Genomic DNA, 17,858 nt, shown 5'->3' with positions numbered 1-17,858 from the left:
GCCCACTCCTTAAATAACCGGTTTAATCGAGGCACCGCGGCCAATCGCATAGTAGGTAAAGCCGCGATTCGCCAAACGCTCAGGATCGTACAGGTTACGTCCATCGAAGATCACCGGCTGCTTCAACGCGCCCTTGATCACATCAAAGTCCGGCGCGCGGAAATTCTGCCATTCGGTGCAGATCACCAGAGCATCGGCGCCGTGCAACGCAGCCTCTTTGGTACCCATCAGCTTCAAGTCGTCGCGCTGGCCATAGATGCGCTGAACTTCGTTCATCGCTTCCGGATCGTAGGCCTGAACGGTGGCGCCGGCAGCCCACAGCTGCTCCATCAGCACACGGCTGGACGCTTCACGCATGTCATCGGTATTCGGCTTGAACGCCAGACCCCACAATGCGAAGGTTTTGCCCTTCAAATCGCTGCCGAAATAGTCTTTGATAAAGCTGTTCAGCTTGTCTTTTTGTTGGTAGTTGACCTGCTCTACCGCCTGCAACAGCTTCGGTTGGTAACCGATCTGCTCCGCCGTGCGGATCAGCGCCTGAACATCTTTCGGGAAGCAAGAACCACCGTAGCCACAGCCAGGATAGATGAAGTGATAACCGATGCGTGAATCGGAACCGATGCCCTGACGCACTTTCTCAATGTCCGCGCCCAACATTTCCGCCAGGTTGGACATTTCATTCATAAAGCTGATTTTGGTCGCCAGCATGCAGTTGGCGGCATATTTGGTCAGCTCCGCGCTGCGGATATCCATCATGATCATACGATCGTGATTGCGGTTAAACGGCTCGTACAGCTCGCGAATAGGCTCGATCACCTCTTTATTATCGGTGCCGATCACGATGCGCTCAGGGCGCATGCAGTCAGCCACCGCAGCGCCTTCCTTCAGGAATTCAGGGTTGGACACCACGTCGAACGGCACGTTGCTGCCGCGTTTTGCCAGCGTTTCCGCCATCACCTGACGCACTTTGTCCGCCGTACCGACCGGCACGGTAGATTTGTCGATCACCACTTTGCGATCGGTCATGTGCTCGGCGATGGTGCGCGCCACCGCGGTGACATATTTCAGATCGGCGGAACCGTCTTCATCCGGCGGCGTACCGACGGCGATAAACTGGATATTCCCGTGCGCCACGCCCGCTTTGGCATCGGTGGTGAAATGCAGGCGCCCAGCCTCATAGTTTTGCTGTACCAGCGGCGTCAGGCCCGGTTCAAAAATCGGGATATTCCCTTTTTTCAGGTTCTCGACTTTTCGTTCGTCAACATCGATGCACATAACATCATGGCCAACTTCAGCCAGCACGGCGGCCTGTACCAGCCCCACATAACCAATACCAAAAACTGTTACTTTCATGTGAAAATCCTAGTTTTTCAAATTAAGACGAAAGATCAAATTACTTCTTGTCAGCGGCAACAACCTGTTGCAGCCACTGAGAAAACTCTTTGCCCAGGCTGGCATGACGCATGCCGTACTCCACGAAGGCCTGCATGTAACCCAGTTTGTTACCGCAGTCATGGCTCACGCCTTTCAGGTGATACGCTTCCACCGTTTCCTGCTGCATCAGCATTTCGATGCTGTCAGTCAGCTGAATTTCATCGCCGGCGCCTGGAGGCGTTTTCGCCAACAGCGGCCAAATATCGGCGGACAACACATAACGACCGACAATCGCCAGGTTGGAAGGGGCTTTATCCGGCGACGGTTTCTCAACCACGCTGACCATCGGCGCGCTTTCGCCCGGTTGCAAATCAACGCCCTTACAGTCGGCTACGCCGTAGTTTCCGACATCCTTATGCGGCACGGGTTCAACCATGATCTGGCTGACGCCGGTGGCTTCGAAGCGCTGCAGCATTTCGTGCAGGTTGTCTTTTTTCGGATCGGCGCTGTATTCGTCGAGGATCACGTCCGGAAGCACCACCGCGACCGGTTCATCGCCCACCATCGGGTAGGCACACATAATCGCGTGCCCCAGGCCTTTGGCATTACCCTGACGAACCTGCATCACGGTAACGCCTTTCGGGCAGATCGACTGCACTTCGTCCAGCAATTGGCGCTTGACGCGTTTTTCCAGCATCGCTTCGAGTTCGAAACTGGTATCAAAATGGTTTTCGATCGAGTTCTTGGAGGAGTGGGTGACCAGCACAATCTCGTTAATCCCCGCCGCAATGCACTCATTGACGACGTATTGGATCAGAGGTTTATCAACCAGCGGCAGCATTTCTTTCGGAATGGCTTTGGTGGCCGGCAACATCCGCGTACCCAAGCCTGCAACCGGGATCACGGCTTTTCTGACTTTGCGATTTACAGCAGGCATTATTTCCTCTCTTAAAGCTAAAGCGCTCATTTTATGAGCGTGGGCTCGATATAAAAAAACCTTCGGAGTATACCAGCTTATGCGCGCCGAGCATTAACCAGAACACAAATAGAAAACATTTAGGACTATTACCCGTTCGGATAATCCGGAGAATAAATAAACGGTTTAATTACAGATAAGTAAATAGCTTAAGATCGCGCCGATCGCTGCCTGCTATTCAGCGCTGAGCATCAGTCGCAATCGGCCACCGCTGCCCCATACCTGACATTGCCAGGCGGTACAACGCTGGCTGATCTGATTCATGTAGGTAGCCCCCAGCGTCCCCAGTGGCACGCCGTTGCTCAGCTGGATTTGATTGTCACCGGTATTGACGTTGGCATGCAGCCCGGCGGAAACCAGAATCAGGTTTTTATTTTCGGCGTGATAATATCCCAACAACAGAGGGAATTGACCGTCCAATTTCCCCTGCCGCAATAATTGATTAACCTGCTTTAACAATGCCGACATTTGCGGCAAACGATGCTGTTGATTAGCCAGATGGTCCTGCAGCAGCCCATTAAATAATGCGCGCAACAGCAGCGCCGCCAATACGCCATTATCGCCGGCGCGCGTGACGTCCAGACAATAGAATGCCAGATCCTTTTCTGACAAGGCGGCGATATCCAGCACCAGGCCGGGATTTTCGCCGGTGGTTAACTGTCGATAGTTGATCCGGCAATGCGCAATGTTCTGCTGTACCGGCGGCTGCAGTTGCTTAAGCAGTTTGACGGCTTCGGAAGGATTTTTGCTCAACGCATCCCAATCCTGAAACAGTTCAACCTCTTCAATCGCCTGGGAGGTGAACATATTGGGGTATAAGCACGCCAGCACCGCTTCACGCAGGCGATTGAGATCGGTCAGCGGCTTGAGCAGCACATCCTGCACGCCCAACCGCAGCACCTTGGCGATGTCCGCCATCTTGTCGGTGGCCGAGATCACCAGCACCGGGATCTGCAGCCCCTGCAAACGCAGGTGTTCAACGAATTCGATACCGCCCATTTCCGGCATCGCGAGATCGCACAGAATCAGATCCGGCTTGAAGTCATCGACGGCACTCAGCGCCTGTAAACCGTTGGTCGCCTCGCCGGTTTCAGCGCCCAGCGAGGTCAGATAACCGACCAGCACGGAACGAAAAACCTGTTCGTCCTCAACGATCAAGATGCGCTTGTGAGTGAGTGGTAATGCCATCAGCCGAGCCTCGTCCCTTTCCATAGTGTAATAGTGGCTCAAAAAGGTCACTTATGCTCGTCTGAAACAGACCAACTGCGCATTGCCAACCAAGAACCGAGAATTATCTATTTTTTATCAACGGCAACAACCGATCCAGTTGTTTTTCAACCGCCAGCAACCCCGCCTCGATCGCTTCATCGGCGCGGTGGAAATCCAGCGTTGAGATTTGCGGGCAAAAAGGCTGGATCAAGACATCCGGCGGATCGCTCGCCATCCGGTTGCGCTTCAGGCGATTCTCCAGCATTTGAATCGATGTGCTCATAATCTCCATCGCCGTCGGCGCCGTAGCCGGTTTGCGCTTGCGCATTCTGCCGACGCGTTCCCGCAGACGCCCGCGCCAGGTAGCCGCAGGCGCATCGTCCGGGCTTTCTTCCTCGATACGTATCGAGAACAGATCCTGCTGCATCAGGTGCGCGTCATGCTGCAGATCGACCGCAATGACGATATCGGCGCCCATGGCGCGGCAAAGCGACACCGGCACCGGATTGACCACCGCGCCATCCACCAGCCAATAGCCGTCGGCCCATACCGGCGCCAACAGGCCGGGCATGCTGCAGGAGGCGCGTATCGCCTGATGAATATCGCCTTCGGTCAGCCACAGCTCACGGCCGGTACTGAGATTGGTCGTCACGGCACCGAACTTCAACGCACAATCGGCGATATCATTGATCTTCAGCAGCTGTCCAACGGCGTTAAACACCCGCTCGCCGCGCAACAGGCCGCCGCGCTGCCAGGAAAAATCCATCAGGCGAATCACGTCCCAATAGCTGAACGATCGCACCCACTGCTCCATCGCCGGCAGGCGATGGCTGGCGAACGCGGCGCCCACCAACGCGCCGACAGAGCAGCCGGCAACGATATCGACCTCAATCCCCAGCTTCTTTAACGCATTGATCACGCCGATGTGCGCCCAGCCTTTAGCCGAGCCCGCTCCCAGCGCCAGTCCGATCTTGATTTGCCGCATCGCGTCATCCTCTCGGTAAACGGTGTTCTCTGCTTTCAGGGTAGATTGTCACTGACGAATATTGTTAGGTAACATATGCGCTAAATTCATTTTCAGCCTCGTTTTCTCAGGAGTCATTTTGCCCGAATCATGCCCATGCGGCAGCGGACTGGCGTATAACGCGTGCTGCGCCCCTTTTATCAGCGGCAGTCAACCGGCGCCGACGCCCGGCCAACTGATGCGTTCACGCTTCACCGCCTACGTGAATCATAACGTCGACTATCTGATCGCCACCTGGCACCCCGACTGCGGCGCCGAAGCGTGGCGCAATGCCATCGTCGACAGTTTTAAGAATACCGAGTGGCTGGGCCTGACGATCGTGGAAGAGAAAGCCGGTCATGAGCCGGATGAAGGCTTCGTCGAATTCATCGCCCGTTTCACCGATGGCGAAAGCGGCGAGCCGCAGGCGATGCATGAGCGCTCGCGCTTCCTTCGTCGCGATCAACGTTGGTATTATATCGACGGCACCAAACCCCAGCCCGGCCGAAATGCGATGTGTCCCTGTGGCTCAGGGAAAAAATACAAGAAGTGCTGCGGGCGCTAACCGGCCGGCGCTTCACGTTTACGCCTGCGCAGACAGGCCATTCAGTATCAGACAGGATCCTCAAACCCATGCCACACCAAAATGTACAACGGAAAGTGTTACGCACCATCTGCCCGGACGCCAAAGGGCTGATCGCCAAGATCACCAACATCTGTTACAAGCACGAACTCAATATCGTCCAGAACAATGAGTTCGTCGATCACCGCACCGGGCGTTTCTTCATGCGCACCGAACTGGAAGGCATTTTCAACGACAACACGCTGCTGGCCGATCTGGACAGCGCCCTGCCGGAAGGTTCACTGCGTGAACTGCACAGCACCGGGCGCCGGCGCATCGTGGTGCTGGTCACCAAAGAGGCGCACTGCCTGGGCGATCTGTTGATGAAAAGCGCCTATGGCGGCCTCGATGTTGAGATCGCCGCCGTAATCGGCAACCACGACACGCTGCAAACGCTGGTGGTGCGTTTCGATATTCCTTTCCATCTGGTGAGCCACGAAGGCTTGACGCGCGAACAGCACGACCGCGAAATGACGGCCAAGATCGATCAATATCAGCCGGATTACGTGGTGCTGGCCAAATATATGCGCGTGCTGACCCCGGCCTTCGTGCAACATTATCCGAATCAGGTAATCAACATTCACCATTCGTTCCTGCCGGCGTTTATCGGCGCACGACCTTATCACCAGGCCTACGAGCGCGGGGTAAAAATCATCGGCGCCACTGCCCATTACGTTAACGACAATCTCGACGAAGGCCCGATCATCATGCAGGACGTGATCCACGTCGATCACACCTATTCCGCCGAGGATATGATGCGCGCCGGCCGCGACGTGGAGAAAAACGTGCTCAGCCGAGCCCTGTATCAGGTGTTGGCGCAGCGCGTCTTCGTCTACGGCAATCGCACCGTTATTCTGTAATCGTTCAATAAATCGGTGCATTTCGTTCAGGGATGCACCGCCAAGAATAAAAAAACGGCAAACGATTCATTTTCTGCATTTCAATGCTTTACACATCCGCTTCATTTGATATGATGCGCCCCGCTTACCGAGACAGCGCTCTCGCAAGCAAGGCCAGTTAAATAGCCATGTATATGGTGGGGTTCCCGAGCGGCCAAAGGGAGCAGACTGTAAATCTGCCGTCACTGACTTCGAAGGTTCGAATCCTTCCCCCACCACCATCTTCTCTCTGTTGATGAACTTGAAGCGAAAGCTGAAATATCATTAGACGCCGAGGGGGAGGATGAGAAGCTTCGACAAGGTTCGAGCCGAGCGCAGCGAGACAACGCGCTTTAGCGCGGTAATCCTTAGAAGCGCACAATAGGAATTTAGCCCTTTCCTTAAAAAATCAGCAAATCCATGAATACCATGGTGGGGTTCCCGAGCGGCCAAAGGGAGCAGACTGTAAATCTGCCGTCACTGACTTCGAAGGTTCGAATCCTTCCCCCACCACCATCTTTTGCAGAAAATCCCCCAACCGAATTACAAGCACATCGCCTCATAATGCTCCGCATTGGGGAAGGATGAGAAGCTTCGACCAAGGTTCGAGTCTCACGCAGTGAGACAACGCGCTTCAGCGCGGCCCGCAGGGTGAGTCGCGCAGCGACGAATCATCCTTCCCCCACCACCATCTCTTGCAGAAAATCCCAAAACCCACTTAAAGCACATCGCATCCAACACGTGCATCCAATGTTCTCGTATCAATAAATCAAGTTATCTCCCCTTATTAACCGCTTTCATCCAGCCGTTTTGTTCCTCACTCCCAGCCGTAACTTGAACTCCGGCCGACAATTCGCTATACCACTGGCTTCTTTAGTGCAGTAAGGAACAGGTGGATGCGAAACAATATTTGCGTTTTTTGTGGCGCCAGCGAAGGCGTCAATCCCGCTTATGCCGAGCAGGCTCGTCAACTGGGGCAACTGCTGGCCGCACAGGGGCGCCGTTTAATCTATGGCGGCGGCAAAAAAGGATTGATGGGGATCGTGGCGGACGCGGTGTTGGCCGCAGGCGGTGAAGCGGTCGGCATTATCCCCGAACGCCTGGTTGAAGCGGAAACGGCGCATCGTGGCCTGACTGAATTGGAAGTGGTGCCAGACATGCATACGCGCAAAGCCCGTATGGCAGCGCTGGCGGACAGTTTTATCGCCCTGCCCGGCGGCATCGGCACGCTGGAAGAGCTGTTTGAAATCTGGACCTGGGGGCAAATCGGCTATCACAACAAGCCGGTCGGCCTGCTGAACGTCAACGGATTCTACCGCCCGCTGAGCCAGTTCCTCGAGCACGTCGCCGATCAGGGCTTTATGCGTCACGACTATCTCGGCACCCTTCACATCAGCGAATCGGCACAGACGCTGCTGCAACAGTTTGACGACTATCAACCTAAAAATTACGACCGCTGGGCGAAATAAACCCGCTGCGCAGTCAGCGGTCCTGCCGCTGTCTGCGTTACATTTCCCGCCAAACTCTGCTACTATCACAGCACATTTTTCTCGTGAAAACGGCACCGCTCATGAAGTTTGTCTCTTTTAATATCAATGGACTGCGCGCGCGTCCGCATCAGCTGGCGGCAATTATCGAACAGCACCAGCCCGACGTGATCGGTCTGCAGGAAACCAAAGTTCACGATGACATGTTCCCATTGGAAGAAGTCAGCCAGCACGGCTATCACGTGTTCTATCACGGGCAAAAAGGCCATTACGGCGTGGCGCTGCTGACCAAAGCGGAGCCCCTGGCCGTGCGCCGCGGTTTCCCAACCGATGAAGAAGACGCGCAGCGTCGCATCATCATGGCCGATCTGGCTACGCCGCAGGGCACGCTGACGGTGATCAACGGCTACTTCCCGCAAGGTGAAAGCCGCGACCATCCGATCAAATTCCCGGCTAAAACACGCTTTTATCAGGATCTGCAAAACTACCTGGAGCAGCAGCTGTCGGCGGAATCCCCGGTGCTGATCATGGGCGACATGAATATCAGCCCCAGCGATTACGATATCGGCATCGGCGAAGACAACCGCAAACGCTGGCTGCGCACCGGTAAATGCTCCTTCCTGCCGGAAGAGCGTGAATGGATGGACCGCCTGCTGAACTGGGGCCTGGTCGATACCTACCGCCACGCCAACCCGGGGCGCAACGACGAGTTTTCATGGTTCGACTACCGCTCCAAAGGGTTCGACGACAATCGCGGGCTGCGTATCGATCTGCTGCTGGCCAGCACCCCGCTGGCTTCGCGCTGCATCGCCACCGGCATTGATTACCAAACCCGCGGCATGGAGAAACCTTCCGACCATGCGCCGGTCTGGGCGGAATTCACGCTGTAACCCCATCCCCCGGCGCTCGCCGGGGTTTTATTCTGTGAAGCCGATGAAAATTATCGACGTAGTAGCCGCCATTCTGGAACAAAATGGGCGTATTTTGCTGGCCCAGCGCGGCGCAGGCAGCGATCAAGCCGGCCTGTGGGAGTTTCCCGGCGGCAAGGTAGAAACCGGCGAAAGCCAACCGCAGGCGCTGACGCGCGAGCTGGATGAAGAATTGGGGATTAGCGCCCGTATCGGCAACTATGTGGGCAGCAACCAGTGGCGGCAAGGCGAACGCATCATCCGACTGCATGCCTGGCGAGTCGCGGAGTTCTCCGGTGAACTGCAACAGCGCTGCCATTCGGCGCTGGTCTGGGTCACACCGCAACAGGCGCAGGAATACCCCCTGGCGCCCGCTGACGTTCCACTGCTGGCGGATTATCTCGCCGCGCAAGGCGAGGCGCGCTGAGCGCGGTGACAGGTTACATCGTCACTTCTTTAATCGTACCCAAATCAAGGGGTTGGTGCCGATAGTATTAGGCTCACGCACGCACTGCAGCACTTCCCCTTCGACTTTGAGCACCGCCCCCTCGGAATAGTTCTGATTCTGGTAGACGCAACAACGGCTGCAGGGCTGAGCCGGCGGCGGATTGTCGCCGCTTTTGGCCGCGCCCCAGATCTCCGGCGAAACCGGTAGCACCACGTCCACATCGCCCCGGTTGGCGGCCGCCAGGCCGCAGTACGCCAGGGCAGCGGCAGCCAGCATCCCATTGAGTCCGTGCTTCATTCACTCTTCTCCTGCGCCTTGCCGGCGCTTTTCCTGCGTTTTTTGCCTCCGCTGGAAGGCGGCGGCGGCAACCCACGAAACGCCATGCTCGCCCGGCTCTGCTTAGCCTGATAAATCAGCTCTTGCAGCGTGCCGACCAACGGCTGCATAAAGTCCTGATAACGGCAGGATTTCTCGCTGATTTGCGTCAGCGTGGCCTCCCAGTTGGCCGTCATATCAGGACGCGCAGCAAGATCCGGCAGCGAGTGAATCAACGCGCGCCCGGTTTCGCTGGAGTGAATATAGCGTCCCTTCTTGTACAGAAACGCCCGTTTGAACAGCAATTCGATGATCCCCGCTCGCGTCGCTTCCGTACCTAAACCATCGGTCGCCCGCAGGATTTTCTTTAGCGCTTTATCTTGTACGAAGCGCGCGATGCCGGTCATGGCCGACAACAGACTGGCGTCGGTAAACGGCCGCGGCGGCTGCGTCTGGCGCTCCACCACCTCACCGCGCTCACACAGCAGCTCATCATCTTTAGCCACCACCGGCAGCGGTGCGCCTTCGTTTTCTTCGTCGCGCTCCTTGCTGCCCAGCAGCGTACGCCAGCCGGCTTCCGCCAGGAAACGCGCCTTGGCGATAAATTTGCCGCCGGCGATATCCAGCTCAATCACGCATTTGCGGAATACCGCATCCGGACAAAACTGCATCAGATACTGGCGCGCCACCAGCCCATACACGTTCCGCTCATCCTGCGTCAGATTAATCTTGCCGGCGCGGGCGGTGGGAATGATAGCGTGGTGCGCATCGACTTTTTTATCGTCCCAGCAGCGGTTGCGGCGATCGCTGTCGATCACCGGCTGCGGATACAGCTCGGGCTGGTGCACGCTGATGGCGTTCAGCACCGCGTGGCGGCCGGCGAAATGCTCTTCCGGCAGGTAGCGACAGTCGGAACGCGGATAGGTAATCAACTTGTGGGTTTCGTACAGCCGCTGGCAAACGTCCAGCACCTGTTGCGCGCTGAGGTTATAACGCCGGGCCGCTTCGATTTGCAGCGTGGAGAGCGAAAACGGCAGCGGCGCGGTATCTGATTCCCGTTTATCGTTATAGGACGTGACCAGCGCCGGCTGGCCCTCGATGCGCTTGACCACGTGCTCCGCCAACGGCCGGTGCAGCAAACGCCCCTCTTCGTCCTGATAAGGCTCGCACGACTCGCTGGGCTGCCACAGCGCCACGAAACGCTCTTCTTTCGGCGTAACGATGTGCGCCTTGACCTCAAAGAAGTCTTTTGGCACGAAGTTTTCGATCTCTTCATCACGCCGTACCACCAATCCGAGCACCGGCGTCTGCACCCTGCCTACCGACAGCACGCCGTCGTAACCGGCGTTGCGGCCCAGCAGCGTGTAGGCGCGGGTCATATTGATGCCGTACAGCCAGTCGGCGCGCGAACGCGCCAGCGCAGACACGCACAGCGGGATGAAGTCACGGTTGTCGCGCAGGCGTTCAACCGCGCGCTCCACCGCCTGCGGGTTGAGATCGTTGATCAGACAGCGGCGCACGTTCTGGCGCTTTTCCGCCGTCAAATCCAGGTAGTCCAGCACCTCATCCACCAGCAGTTGCCCTTCGCGATCCGGGTCGCCGGCGTGAACCACTTCATCGGCTTCGAGCAGCAACTTTTTAATGGCGTTGAGCTGTTTGCTGACCGAAGGCCGCGGCTGCAACCGCCATTTTTCGGGAATTATCGGCAGGTCTGCCAACGACCAGCGCGCATAGCGGCTGTCATAGGCGTCAGGCTGGGCCTGCTCCAACAGGTGGCCGACGCACCAGGTCACCACGTCGTTGTTGCCACAGGCGATATAACCGTCGCCGCGGCGATGCGGCTTGGGCAATACGTCGGCAATGGCGCGCGCCAAACTCGGTTTCTCGGCTATGAACAGTCGCATTATTCACCGTTTTTCTGGCTGAACGTCATCAAGAATTCTCTTACTTCTGCATAGTTCCCACGGAAGACGATCCGCTGGGCTTTCTTTTCCAACTGATAGCAATACATCGGATCGTAGTACTGCTGCAACAGGGGCGCCAGCCACTCGCGGTGCGCCTCGCCCTGGCCGCTGAGCCGCTGTGCCCGCAGCGCCGCTTCCAGCCGCTGCGTCAGCTGCTGGAAGCGTTCCAGGCCCAACCGGCGGCGAATGGCGAACAGGCCGTGATGCAGATAGTCGTCGTACTGCCGCCAGCCTTCTTCCACGCCATAGGCCTGTTCGAACTGTTCGCGCATCCCGTCGATATATTCGGCCTGCAGGCGTGCCAGGCGAATATCAAACGGATCGTCGATCACCGCCACCGGCGCCTGCTGCATGCCGTTGAACAACGGCAACGGCAGATTGTTGCTGCCGATGATCCGCCCTTCGTCTTCCAGCACCCAACGGCGGCTGCCACCATGCTGTTTTTTCAGCAATAACACAGCCAGACGATTCTCAAAATCGATCTGTGAGCTTTGCCCCGCCAGCGTTCGGCCAAAAGATGAACCGCGATGGCGCGCCGCGCCTTCCAGATCGACGCCGTCGGCCAGTTCGTTGACCAACAGCGTCTTGCCGCTGCCGGTATTGCCGCCCACCAGGACCATCGGCAATGCCGCGCTTTGTGCCAACACGCCGAGCAGATAATTGCGCAAAGCCTTATAACCGCCAGTGATACGCGGGTACTCGACGCCGGCCTCATGCAGCCATTGCTGCACCAGCTGTGAGCGCAGCCCGCCACGGAAGCAGTAAATATAACCTTCGGGTCGCTGCGCACAGGCCGCCAGCCAGGCGGCGGTGCGCTGTTCGCGCAGTTTGCCGTTCACCAGGCTGTGGCCGAGCGCAATCGCCGCTTGCTGACCATGCTGTTTATAGCAGGTGCCCACCGCCTGCCGCTCGCTGTCAACCATCAGCGGCAGGTTCAACGCCTGAGCGAAGGCGCCTTGCTGAAACTCGATCGGCGCACGCACGTCAATCAGCGGCACGTCCTGCAGGAAAATGCGTTGGTAATCGTCGCTGTCCGGCCTGCCTTGCATCTTGGACACTACACAACCTCGATCAGCGGTTTACCTGCCTGTGCGGCATGCAGCTCACCGATAGGATTGAGCGTGATGCCGTGCTGCTCGGCAATCGCCAGCACCTGCGCCTGCGCCTCCGGCAATACCGCCAACAGCAAACCGCCGGAGGTTTGCGGATCGCACAGCAGCTGACGCTGCAAATCACTCATCTCGCCCACCAGATGGCCGTAACTGTCGAAGTTGCGCCCGGTGCCGCCCGGCACGCAGCCCTCGGCGATATACGCCTCGACATCCGGCAGCTTCGGCACCCGATCGAACCAGACCGTCGCCTGCAGACCGGAGCCCTGACAAACCTCGCTCAGGTGGCCCAACAGGCCAAAGCCGGTGATGTCGGTCATCGCCGTGACGCCCGCCACTTCGGCAAAGTCGGCGCCCGGCTTGTTAAGACGACACATCACGTCCGTCGCCAGCCCTTGATGTTCAGGGCGCAGCTTGCTTTGCTTCTCGGCGGTCGTCAGCACGCCAATGCCCAGCGGCTTGGTCAAATAGAGTTGCGCCCCGGCCTGTGCGGCGCTGTTCTTTTTCACTCGCTCGGTATTGACCACGCCGGTGACCGCCAGGCCGAAGATAGGTTCCGGCGCATCGATGGAATGGCCGCCGGCCAGCGCGATCCTCGCCTGCTGGCAAGCGAAACGTCCGCCGTCGATCACCTGCTGCGCCACCTCCGGCGGCAGTTTGGCGATTGGCCAGCCGAGAATGGCGATCGCCATGATCGGTTTGCCGCCCATGGCGTATACGTCGCTGATGGCGTTAGCGGCGGCGATACGGCCGAAATCGAACGGATCGTCGACGATCGGCATGAAGAAGTCGGTAGTGCTGATGATGCCGACGCCGTTGCCGATGTCATACACCGCCGCGTCGTCGCGGGTTTCATTGCCGACCAACAGACGCGGATCGACAAATTTTTCCCGCTCGCTGTGCAGGATGGTTTCGAGAACTTTCGGTGAGATTTTGCAGCCGCAGCCAGCGCCATGGCTGTACTGGGTTAAACGGATCGCTGGCGATGTCATAGTCCACTCCCTTCGATAACGGCACTCAAGATAACATAGGGTAGCGCTTGCCGAGGGGATTGATAAGAGCGGGCCGCCGATAAGCGAACGGCCTGCTCAGAAACCATGCAATTTTGCGGGGTTTGGCGCATTTTCGCCGCGCCCCGTTGGATAATACTTAGAAATAGCTGACGAAAGGCGTGTTGTCCGGCGGCGTCACTTTAGTGGAGGCCTTCAGCTGCGGCGTGCCCAGATAGAGGAAACCGACGATCTCGTCCTGCTCGCGGCAACCGAAGGCTTCACGCACCAGCGCATGCTCGGTCCAGGCGCCGGTGCGCCAGATGCCGTTAAAGCCCTGCGCCAGCGCCGCCATCTGCATCGCCTGCACGGCGCAACCGGCGGAAACCACCTGCTCCCAGCGCGGCACCTTGGTCTCTTCAGTGCAATGCGCGATGACGGTGATGATCAGCGGTGCGCGGAACGGCGCCTTGGTGGCTTTTTCGATCGCCGCTTCATCCAACTGATCCTGCTTCGCCGCCGCCTGCAGCAGCTGACTGAAGCGCTCCAGGCCCTGATTCTCGATCATCACGAAACGCCACGGCTGCAGCGCACCGTGATCGGGCGCACGCAGGCCCGCGTTGATGATGTTTTGGCGCACTTCCCCCGCCGGTGCCGGTTCCGCCAGGCGCGAAGCCGAGCGACGATTCAATAAAAGATCCAGAGCATCCATCGTAAACTCCTGATAACAATTTTCATTCCGGCCACGTTAACATAGCTAAACGGCGAGTTACAGCCTCGGCGATAGCGTCTGTGTGCCACGATTTAAAGCTGACATTTACCCGGCCGCTCATTAGGATAGCGGAACATTCTCGACTCTTGTTGGAGAGCACATGCGCACATTGTGGCAAATTATTGCCGGCATTTTCCGGTGGACATGGCGTCTGCTGAATTTTATCAGGGAACTGATCCTTAACCTGTTCCTGGTCCTGCTGATCCTGGTTGGGGTCGGCATCTATCTGTCCTTCCAAAGTTCCTCCACCTCGACGGCCCCGGCGCGCGGCGCGCTGTTGGTCGATTTAAGCGGCGTGGTGGTCGATCAGCCTTCGGTAAACAACCGGGTGCGGCAATGGGGGCGTGAACTGTTGGGCGCCTCCAGCAGCCGCCTGCAGGAGAACTCGCTGTTCGACGTGGTGGACAGCATCCGCAAGGCCAAAGACGACAAAAACATTACCGGCATGGTGTTGCAGCTGAATGACTTCGCCGGCGCCGATCAGCCGTCGCTGCGCTATATCGGCAAAGCGCTGCGCGAGTTCCGCGACAGCGGCAAACCGATCTTCGCCATCGGCGACAGCTACAACCAAACGCAATACTACCTGGCCAGCTACGCCAACAAGGTCTTCCTGTCGCCGCAGGGCGCGGTCGATCTGCACGGTTTCGCCACCAACAACCTGTATTACAAGTCGTTGCTGGACATGCTCAAGGTCACCACCAATATCTTCCGCGTCGGCACCTATAAATCGGCGGTCGAACCGCTGATCCGCGACGATATGTCCCCGGCGGCGCGCGAAGCGGACAGCCGTTGGATCGGCGGCCTGTGGCAGAACTACCTGGAGACCGTGGCCGCCAACCGGCAGCTGACGCCGCAGCAGCTGTTCCCGGGCGCAGCCGGCGTGCTGAGCGGCCTGCAGGCGGCCGGTGGCGACACCGCCCGCTATGCGCTGGACAATAAGCTGGTGGACGAGCTGGCGTCGCGCACCGCGATCGAAAATCAGCTGGTCAAGACCTTCGGCTGGGACAAACAGGCGAACGATTTCAACGCCATCAGCATCTACGACTACCAGCCGAAGCCGGACGCCAACCAGGGCGGCAAGATCGCCGTGGTGTTCGCCAACGGCGCCATCATGGACGGCCCGCAGACGCCGGGCAACGTCGGGGGCGACACCACCGCCGCCGAGCTGCGTCAGGCACGTCTGGATCCGGCCGTCAAAGCCGTGGTGTTCCGCGTCAATAGCCCTGGCGGCAGCGTCAGCGCGTCCGAAGTGATCCGCTCCGAGCTGGCCGCCGTGCGCGCCGCCGGCAAACCGGTGGTGGTGTCGATGGGCGGCATGGCCGCGTCGGGTGGCTATTGGGTCTCGACGCCGGCCGATTACATCATCGCCAGCCCGAGCACCCTGACCGGTTCTATCGGCATTTTCGGCATCATCAATACCTACGAGAAAACCCTGGATACGCTGGGCGTACACACCGACGGCGTGGCGACATCGCCACTGGCCGATATCGCGGTCACCAAGGCGTTGCCGCAGGAGTTCTCGCAGATGATGCAGCTGAATATCGAAAACGGGTATAAGAACTTCCTCGATCTGGTCGCCAAATCACGCAAGATGACCCCGCAGCAGGTTGACCAAATCGCACAGGGCCACGTCTGGCTCGGCAGCGACGCCAAGGCCAACGGCCTGGTCGATCAGTTGGGTGATTTCGACGACGCGGTGAAGAAAGCCGCCGAGCTGGCAAAGCTGCAGCAGTGGCAGCTCGACTGGTTCGTCGATACCCCAAGCCTCAGCGATATGGTGCTCAGCCAGTTTGGCGTTTCCATTCACGCCATGCTGCCGGCCGCGATTCAGGCCATGCTGCCCGCCCCGCTGGCTTCGGTCGCCAACGCGGTGAAAGAGCAGCCGGGTTTGTTCAATAACCTGAACGATCCGCAGAACCGTTACGCGATCTGTCTGACCTGCGGAGAAGTCCGCTAACAAATAATTCTGCAGCCCGGCCACCGCCGGGCTTTTTTTCTGCCGCCATGACCCTATAATTCAGCCCATCTTATCTTTGTTAAAATCATAACCATGCAAAAGAAATCCATTTACGTCGCCTACACCGGCGGCACCATCGGCATGCAGCGTTCCGATCACGGCTACATCCCGGTTTCCGGCCACCTGCAGCGCCAGCTGGCGCTGATGCCCGAATTCCATCGGCCGGAGATGCCGGATTTCACCATTCATGAATACGCGCCATTGATTGACTCTTCAGACATGACGCCGGAAGACTGGCAGCACATCGCCGACGACATCAAGCAGAACTACGATCGCTACGACGGCTTCGTGATCCTGCACGGCACCGACACCATGGCGTTCACCGCCTCTGCGCTTTCCTTCATGCTGGAAAACCTGGCCAAACCGGTGATCGTCACCGGCTCGCAGATCCCGCTGGCGGAGCTGCGCTCCGATGGCCAAACCAACCTGCTCAACGCGCTGTATCTGGCGGCCAACCATCCGGTGAATGAAGTCAGCCTGTTCTTCAACAACAAGCTGTTCCGCGGCAACCGCACCACCAAAGCGCACGCCGACGGCTTCGACGCCTTCGCTTCCCCCAATCTGCCGCCGCTGCTGGAAGCCGGCATCCATATTCGCCGCCAGCAAGGCATCGACAGCCCGGCTTGCAACGGCGCGTTGCAGGTGCATGACATCACGCCGCAGCCGATCGGCGTGGTCACCATCTATCCGGGCATTTCCGGCGCGGTGGTGCGTAATTTCCTGTTGCAGCCGGTCAAGGCGCTGATCCTGCGCTCCTACGGCGTCGGTAACGCGCCGCAAAAGGCCGAGCTGATCGACGAGTTGCGTGCGGCCTCTGAACGCGGCATCGTGGTGGTCAACCTGACGCAGTGCATCTCCGGGCGCGTCAATATGGAAGGCTACGCCACCGGCAACGCGCTGGCGCATGCCGGGGTGATCAGCGGTTTCGACATGACGGTGGAAGCCGCCCTGACCAAGCTGCACTATCTGTTGAGCCAGCCGCTGACGCCGGAACAAATCCGCGCCCTGATGCAGCAAGATCTGCGCGGCGAGCTGAGCATCAACGGTTAACCTACTGAACTCTGGAGCGGCGATGAAAACGGCCCTGTTGTTGATCGATCTGCAAAACGATTTCTGCCCCGGCGGCGCGCTGGCGGTCACGGAGGGCGACGCCGTCATTCCGGTCGCCAATCAGGCGATCGCCGCCTGCCTGGCGCGGGGCGAGCCGGTGGTGGCCAGCCAGGACTGGCATCCCGCCAATCACCGCAGCTTTGCGGTGAACTCCCATGCGCAGGTCGGCACCCTCGGCGAGCTGGAAGGTCTGCCGCAGGTGTGGTGGCCGGTGCACTGCGTGCAAGGGAGCCACGGCGCCGATTTTCATTCTCAATTGCAGCGGCAACACATCGATGCCGTTTTTCGCAAAGGGCAGGATACGAGCATCGACAGCTACAGCGCGTTCTTCGATAACGGCCACCGGGCGCAGACCGAACTGCACGATTGGCTGCAATCGCAGGGCGTCCGGCGGCTGGCGATCATGGGCCTGGCGACCGACTACTGCGTGAAGTTCAGCGTGCTGGATGCACTGGCTGCCGGCTATCCGACGCAGGTGATCGTCGACGGCTGCCGCGGCGTGAATCTGCAGCCGGGCGACAGTGAGCAAGCGCTGCAGGACATGGCGCGCGCCGGCGCACAGCTAGTTACCCTGTCACAGTTTCTCGCCAACTAAATCCTCTCGGGCGCCACCGGCGCCCTCTCTACGCAGCGGCGAAATTATCGACGCCGCTCACAATACCACCTTTCTTCTTCCC

The 17,858-nt window shown here is 58.5% G+C and carries 17 protein-coding genes, 2 tRNA genes and 1 other RNA gene; 11 read left to right on the top strand and 9 right to left on the bottom strand.

The features are described from left to right. Window positions 1–9: 9 nt before the first annotated feature. The 4 genes from L085_RS15125 to rssA form a co-directional block, all read right to left on the bottom strand. The gene (locus tag L085_RS15125; RefSeq protein WP_004932175.1) at window positions 10–1,353 is read right to left on the bottom strand and encodes a UDP-glucose/GDP-mannose dehydrogenase family protein; all 1,344 of its coding nucleotides are present in this window, start codon (window positions 1,351–1,353) and stop codon (window positions 10–12) included. 40 nt (window positions 1,354–1,393) lie between these two features. Further along, window positions 1,394–2,311: a UTP--glucose-1-phosphate uridylyltransferase GalU gene (gene galU / locus L085_RS15120; protein ID WP_015378094.1), complete on the bottom strand. Its 918-nt coding sequence runs from the start codon at window positions 2,309–2,311 to the stop codon at window positions 1,394–1,396. A 213-nt stretch (window positions 2,312–2,524) separates the two neighbouring features. Beyond that, a complete protein-coding gene (rssB, locus tag L085_RS15115) occupies window positions 2,525–3,538 on the bottom strand; it encodes a two-component system response regulator RssB (RefSeq protein WP_044031102.1) in 1,014 nt (337 codons plus the stop codon). Between the two features lie 103 nt (window positions 3,539–3,641). Continuing rightward, a complete protein-coding gene (gene rssA, locus L085_RS15110) occupies window positions 3,642–4,544 on the bottom strand; it encodes a patatin-like phospholipase RssA (protein ID WP_015378095.1) in 903 nt (300 codons plus the stop codon). A 118-nt stretch (window positions 4,545–4,662) separates the two neighbouring features. On the opposite strand from rssA, the gene L085_RS15105 reads away from it, so the two are divergent. The 8 genes from L085_RS15105 to L085_RS15075 all read left to right on the top strand — a co-directional run bounded on the left by L085_RS15105 (window position 4,663) and on the right by L085_RS15075 (window position 8,884). Next, window positions 4,663–5,127 (top strand): YchJ family protein, encoded by a 465-nt coding sequence (locus tag L085_RS15105; RefSeq protein ID WP_016927486.1) that lies wholly within the window; start codon window positions 4,663–4,665, stop codon window positions 5,125–5,127. Between the two features lie 68 nt (window positions 5,128–5,195). After that, entirely contained in the window at window positions 5,196–6,044 is an 849-nt protein-coding gene (gene purU / locus L085_RS15100; RefSeq protein ID WP_044031101.1) for a formyltetrahydrofolate deformylase, read from the top strand. Window positions 6,045–6,219: 175 nt separating this feature from the next. Further along, a tRNA-Tyr gene (locus L085_RS15095) sits at window positions 6,220–6,304 on the top strand. A gap of 189 nt (window positions 6,305–6,493) precedes the next feature. Then, window positions 6,494–6,578, top strand: a tRNA-Tyr gene (locus tag L085_RS15090). 47 nt (window positions 6,579–6,625) lie between these two features. Beyond that, a non-coding RNA gene (locus L085_RS24780) (RtT sRNA) lies at window positions 6,626–6,753 on the top strand. A 205-nt stretch (window positions 6,754–6,958) separates the two neighbouring features. After that, a complete protein-coding gene (locus L085_RS15085; RefSeq protein WP_004932190.1) occupies window positions 6,959–7,531 on the top strand; it encodes a TIGR00730 family Rossman fold protein in 573 nt (190 codons plus the stop codon). A gap of 101 nt (window positions 7,532–7,632) precedes the next feature. Continuing rightward, a complete protein-coding gene (xthA, locus tag L085_RS15080) occupies window positions 7,633–8,439 on the top strand; it encodes an exodeoxyribonuclease III (RefSeq protein WP_004932192.1) in 807 nt (268 codons plus the stop codon). Between the two features lie 43 nt (window positions 8,440–8,482). Further along, window positions 8,483–8,884, top strand: a complete 402-nt coding sequence (locus tag L085_RS15075; RefSeq protein WP_044031100.1) for a pyrimidine (deoxy)nucleoside triphosphate diphosphatase — start codon at window positions 8,483–8,485, stop codon at window positions 8,882–8,884. Window positions 8,885–8,905: 21 nt separating this feature from the next. Here L085_RS15075 and L085_RS15070 read toward each other — a convergent pair whose 3' ends face one another. From L085_RS15070 to L085_RS15050, 5 genes are all read right to left on the bottom strand, one after another. Further along, a complete protein-coding gene (locus tag L085_RS15070) occupies window positions 8,906–9,202 on the bottom strand; it encodes a YnjH family protein (protein ID WP_044031098.1) in 297 nt (98 codons plus the stop codon). Continuing rightward, window positions 9,199–11,124, bottom strand: a complete 1,926-nt coding sequence (locus L085_RS15065; protein WP_004932196.1) for a DNA topoisomerase III — start codon at window positions 11,122–11,124, stop codon at window positions 9,199–9,201. The genes L085_RS15070 and L085_RS15065 overlap by 4 nt, the downstream gene beginning before the upstream one ends. After that, a complete protein-coding gene (mnmH, locus tag L085_RS15060) occupies window positions 11,124–12,233 on the bottom strand; it encodes a tRNA 2-selenouridine(34) synthase MnmH (protein WP_044032057.1) in 1,110 nt (369 codons plus the stop codon). Before mnmH ends, L085_RS15065 begins: the two co-directional genes overlap by 1 nt. 8 nt (window positions 12,234–12,241) lie before the next feature. Beyond that, window positions 12,242–13,285, bottom strand: a complete 1,044-nt coding sequence (selD, locus tag L085_RS15055) for a selenide, water dikinase SelD (protein WP_044031097.1) — start codon at window positions 13,283–13,285, stop codon at window positions 12,242–12,244. A 157-nt stretch (window positions 13,286–13,442) separates the two neighbouring features. After that, entirely contained in the window at window positions 13,443–13,994 is a 552-nt protein-coding gene (locus L085_RS15050; protein ID WP_044031095.1) for an NAD(P)H nitroreductase, read from the bottom strand. Window positions 13,995–14,154: 160 nt separating this feature from the next. Here L085_RS15050 and sppA point away from each other — a divergent pair, with 160 nt between their 5' ends. From sppA to pncA, 3 genes are all read left to right on the top strand, one after another. Then, complete coding sequence (gene sppA / locus L085_RS15045; RefSeq protein WP_044031094.1) at window positions 14,155–16,011, top strand: signal peptide peptidase SppA; 1,857 nt, start codon at window positions 14,155–14,157, stop codon at window positions 16,009–16,011. Window positions 16,012–16,104: 93 nt separating this feature from the next. Beyond that, complete coding sequence (gene ansA, locus L085_RS15040; protein ID WP_016927477.1) at window positions 16,105–17,121, top strand: asparaginase; 1,017 nt, start codon at window positions 16,105–16,107, stop codon at window positions 17,119–17,121. Window positions 17,122–17,143: 22 nt separating this feature from the next. After that, window positions 17,144–17,776, top strand: coding sequence for a bifunctional nicotinamidase/pyrazinamidase (pncA, locus tag L085_RS15035; protein WP_015378100.1), 633 nt, complete (start codon window positions 17,144–17,146; stop codon window positions 17,774–17,776). Window positions 17,777–17,858: the final 82 nt, after the last annotated feature.

The organism is Serratia sp. FS14, from assembly GCF_000695995.1.
GTDB classification, from domain to species: Bacteria; Pseudomonadota; Gammaproteobacteria; order Enterobacterales; family Enterobacteriaceae; genus Serratia; species Serratia nematodiphila.
This window is presented reverse-complemented; position numbering and strand designations above follow the sequence as displayed.

Coding starts and splice junctions, on each gene's coding strand:
- L085_RS15125 (WP_004932175.1), bottom strand. CDS start 1,353: ATGAAAGTAACAGTTTTTGGTATTGGTTATGTGGGGCTGGTACAGGCC.
- galU (WP_015378094.1), bottom strand. CDS start 2,311: ATGCCTGCTGTAAATCGCAAAGTCAGAAAAGCCGTGATCCCGGTTGCA.
- rssB (WP_044031102.1), bottom strand. CDS start 3,538: ATGGCATTACCACTCACTCACAAGCGCATCTTGATCGTTGAGGACGAA.
- rssA (WP_015378095.1), bottom strand. CDS start 4,544: ATGCGGCAAATCAAGATCGGACTGGCGCTGGGAGCGGGCTCGGCTAAA.
- purU (WP_044031101.1), top strand. CDS start 5,196: ATGCCACACCAAAATGTACAACGGAAAGTGTTACGCACCATCTGCCCG.
- L085_RS15085 (WP_004932190.1), top strand. CDS start 6,959: ATGCGAAACAATATTTGCGTTTTTTGTGGCGCCAGCGAAGGCGTCAAT.
- xthA (WP_004932192.1), top strand. CDS start 7,633: ATGAAGTTTGTCTCTTTTAATATCAATGGACTGCGCGCGCGTCCGCAT.
- L085_RS15075 (WP_044031100.1), top strand. CDS start 8,483: ATGAAAATTATCGACGTAGTAGCCGCCATTCTGGAACAAAATGGGCGT.
- L085_RS15070 (WP_044031098.1), bottom strand. CDS start 9,202: ATGAAGCACGGACTCAATGGGATGCTGGCTGCCGCTGCCCTGGCGTAC.
- L085_RS15065 (WP_004932196.1), bottom strand. CDS start 11,124: ATGCGACTGTTCATAGCCGAGAAACCGAGTTTGGCGCGCGCCATTGCC.
- mnmH (WP_044032057.1), bottom strand. CDS start 12,233: ATGCAAGGCAGGCCGGACAGCGACGATTACCAACGCATTTTCCTGCAG.
- selD (WP_044031097.1), bottom strand. CDS start 13,285: ATGACATCGCCAGCGATCCGTTTAACCCAGTACAGCCATGGCGCTGGC.
- L085_RS15050 (WP_044031095.1), bottom strand. CDS start 13,994: ATGGATGCTCTGGATCTTTTATTGAATCGTCGCTCGGCTTCGCGCCTG.
- sppA (WP_044031094.1), top strand. CDS start 14,155: ATGCGCACATTGTGGCAAATTATTGCCGGCATTTTCCGGTGGACATGG.
- ansA (WP_016927477.1), top strand. CDS start 16,105: ATGCAAAAGAAATCCATTTACGTCGCCTACACCGGCGGCACCATCGGC.
- pncA (WP_015378100.1), top strand. CDS start 17,144: ATGAAAACGGCCCTGTTGTTGATCGATCTGCAAAACGATTTCTGCCCC.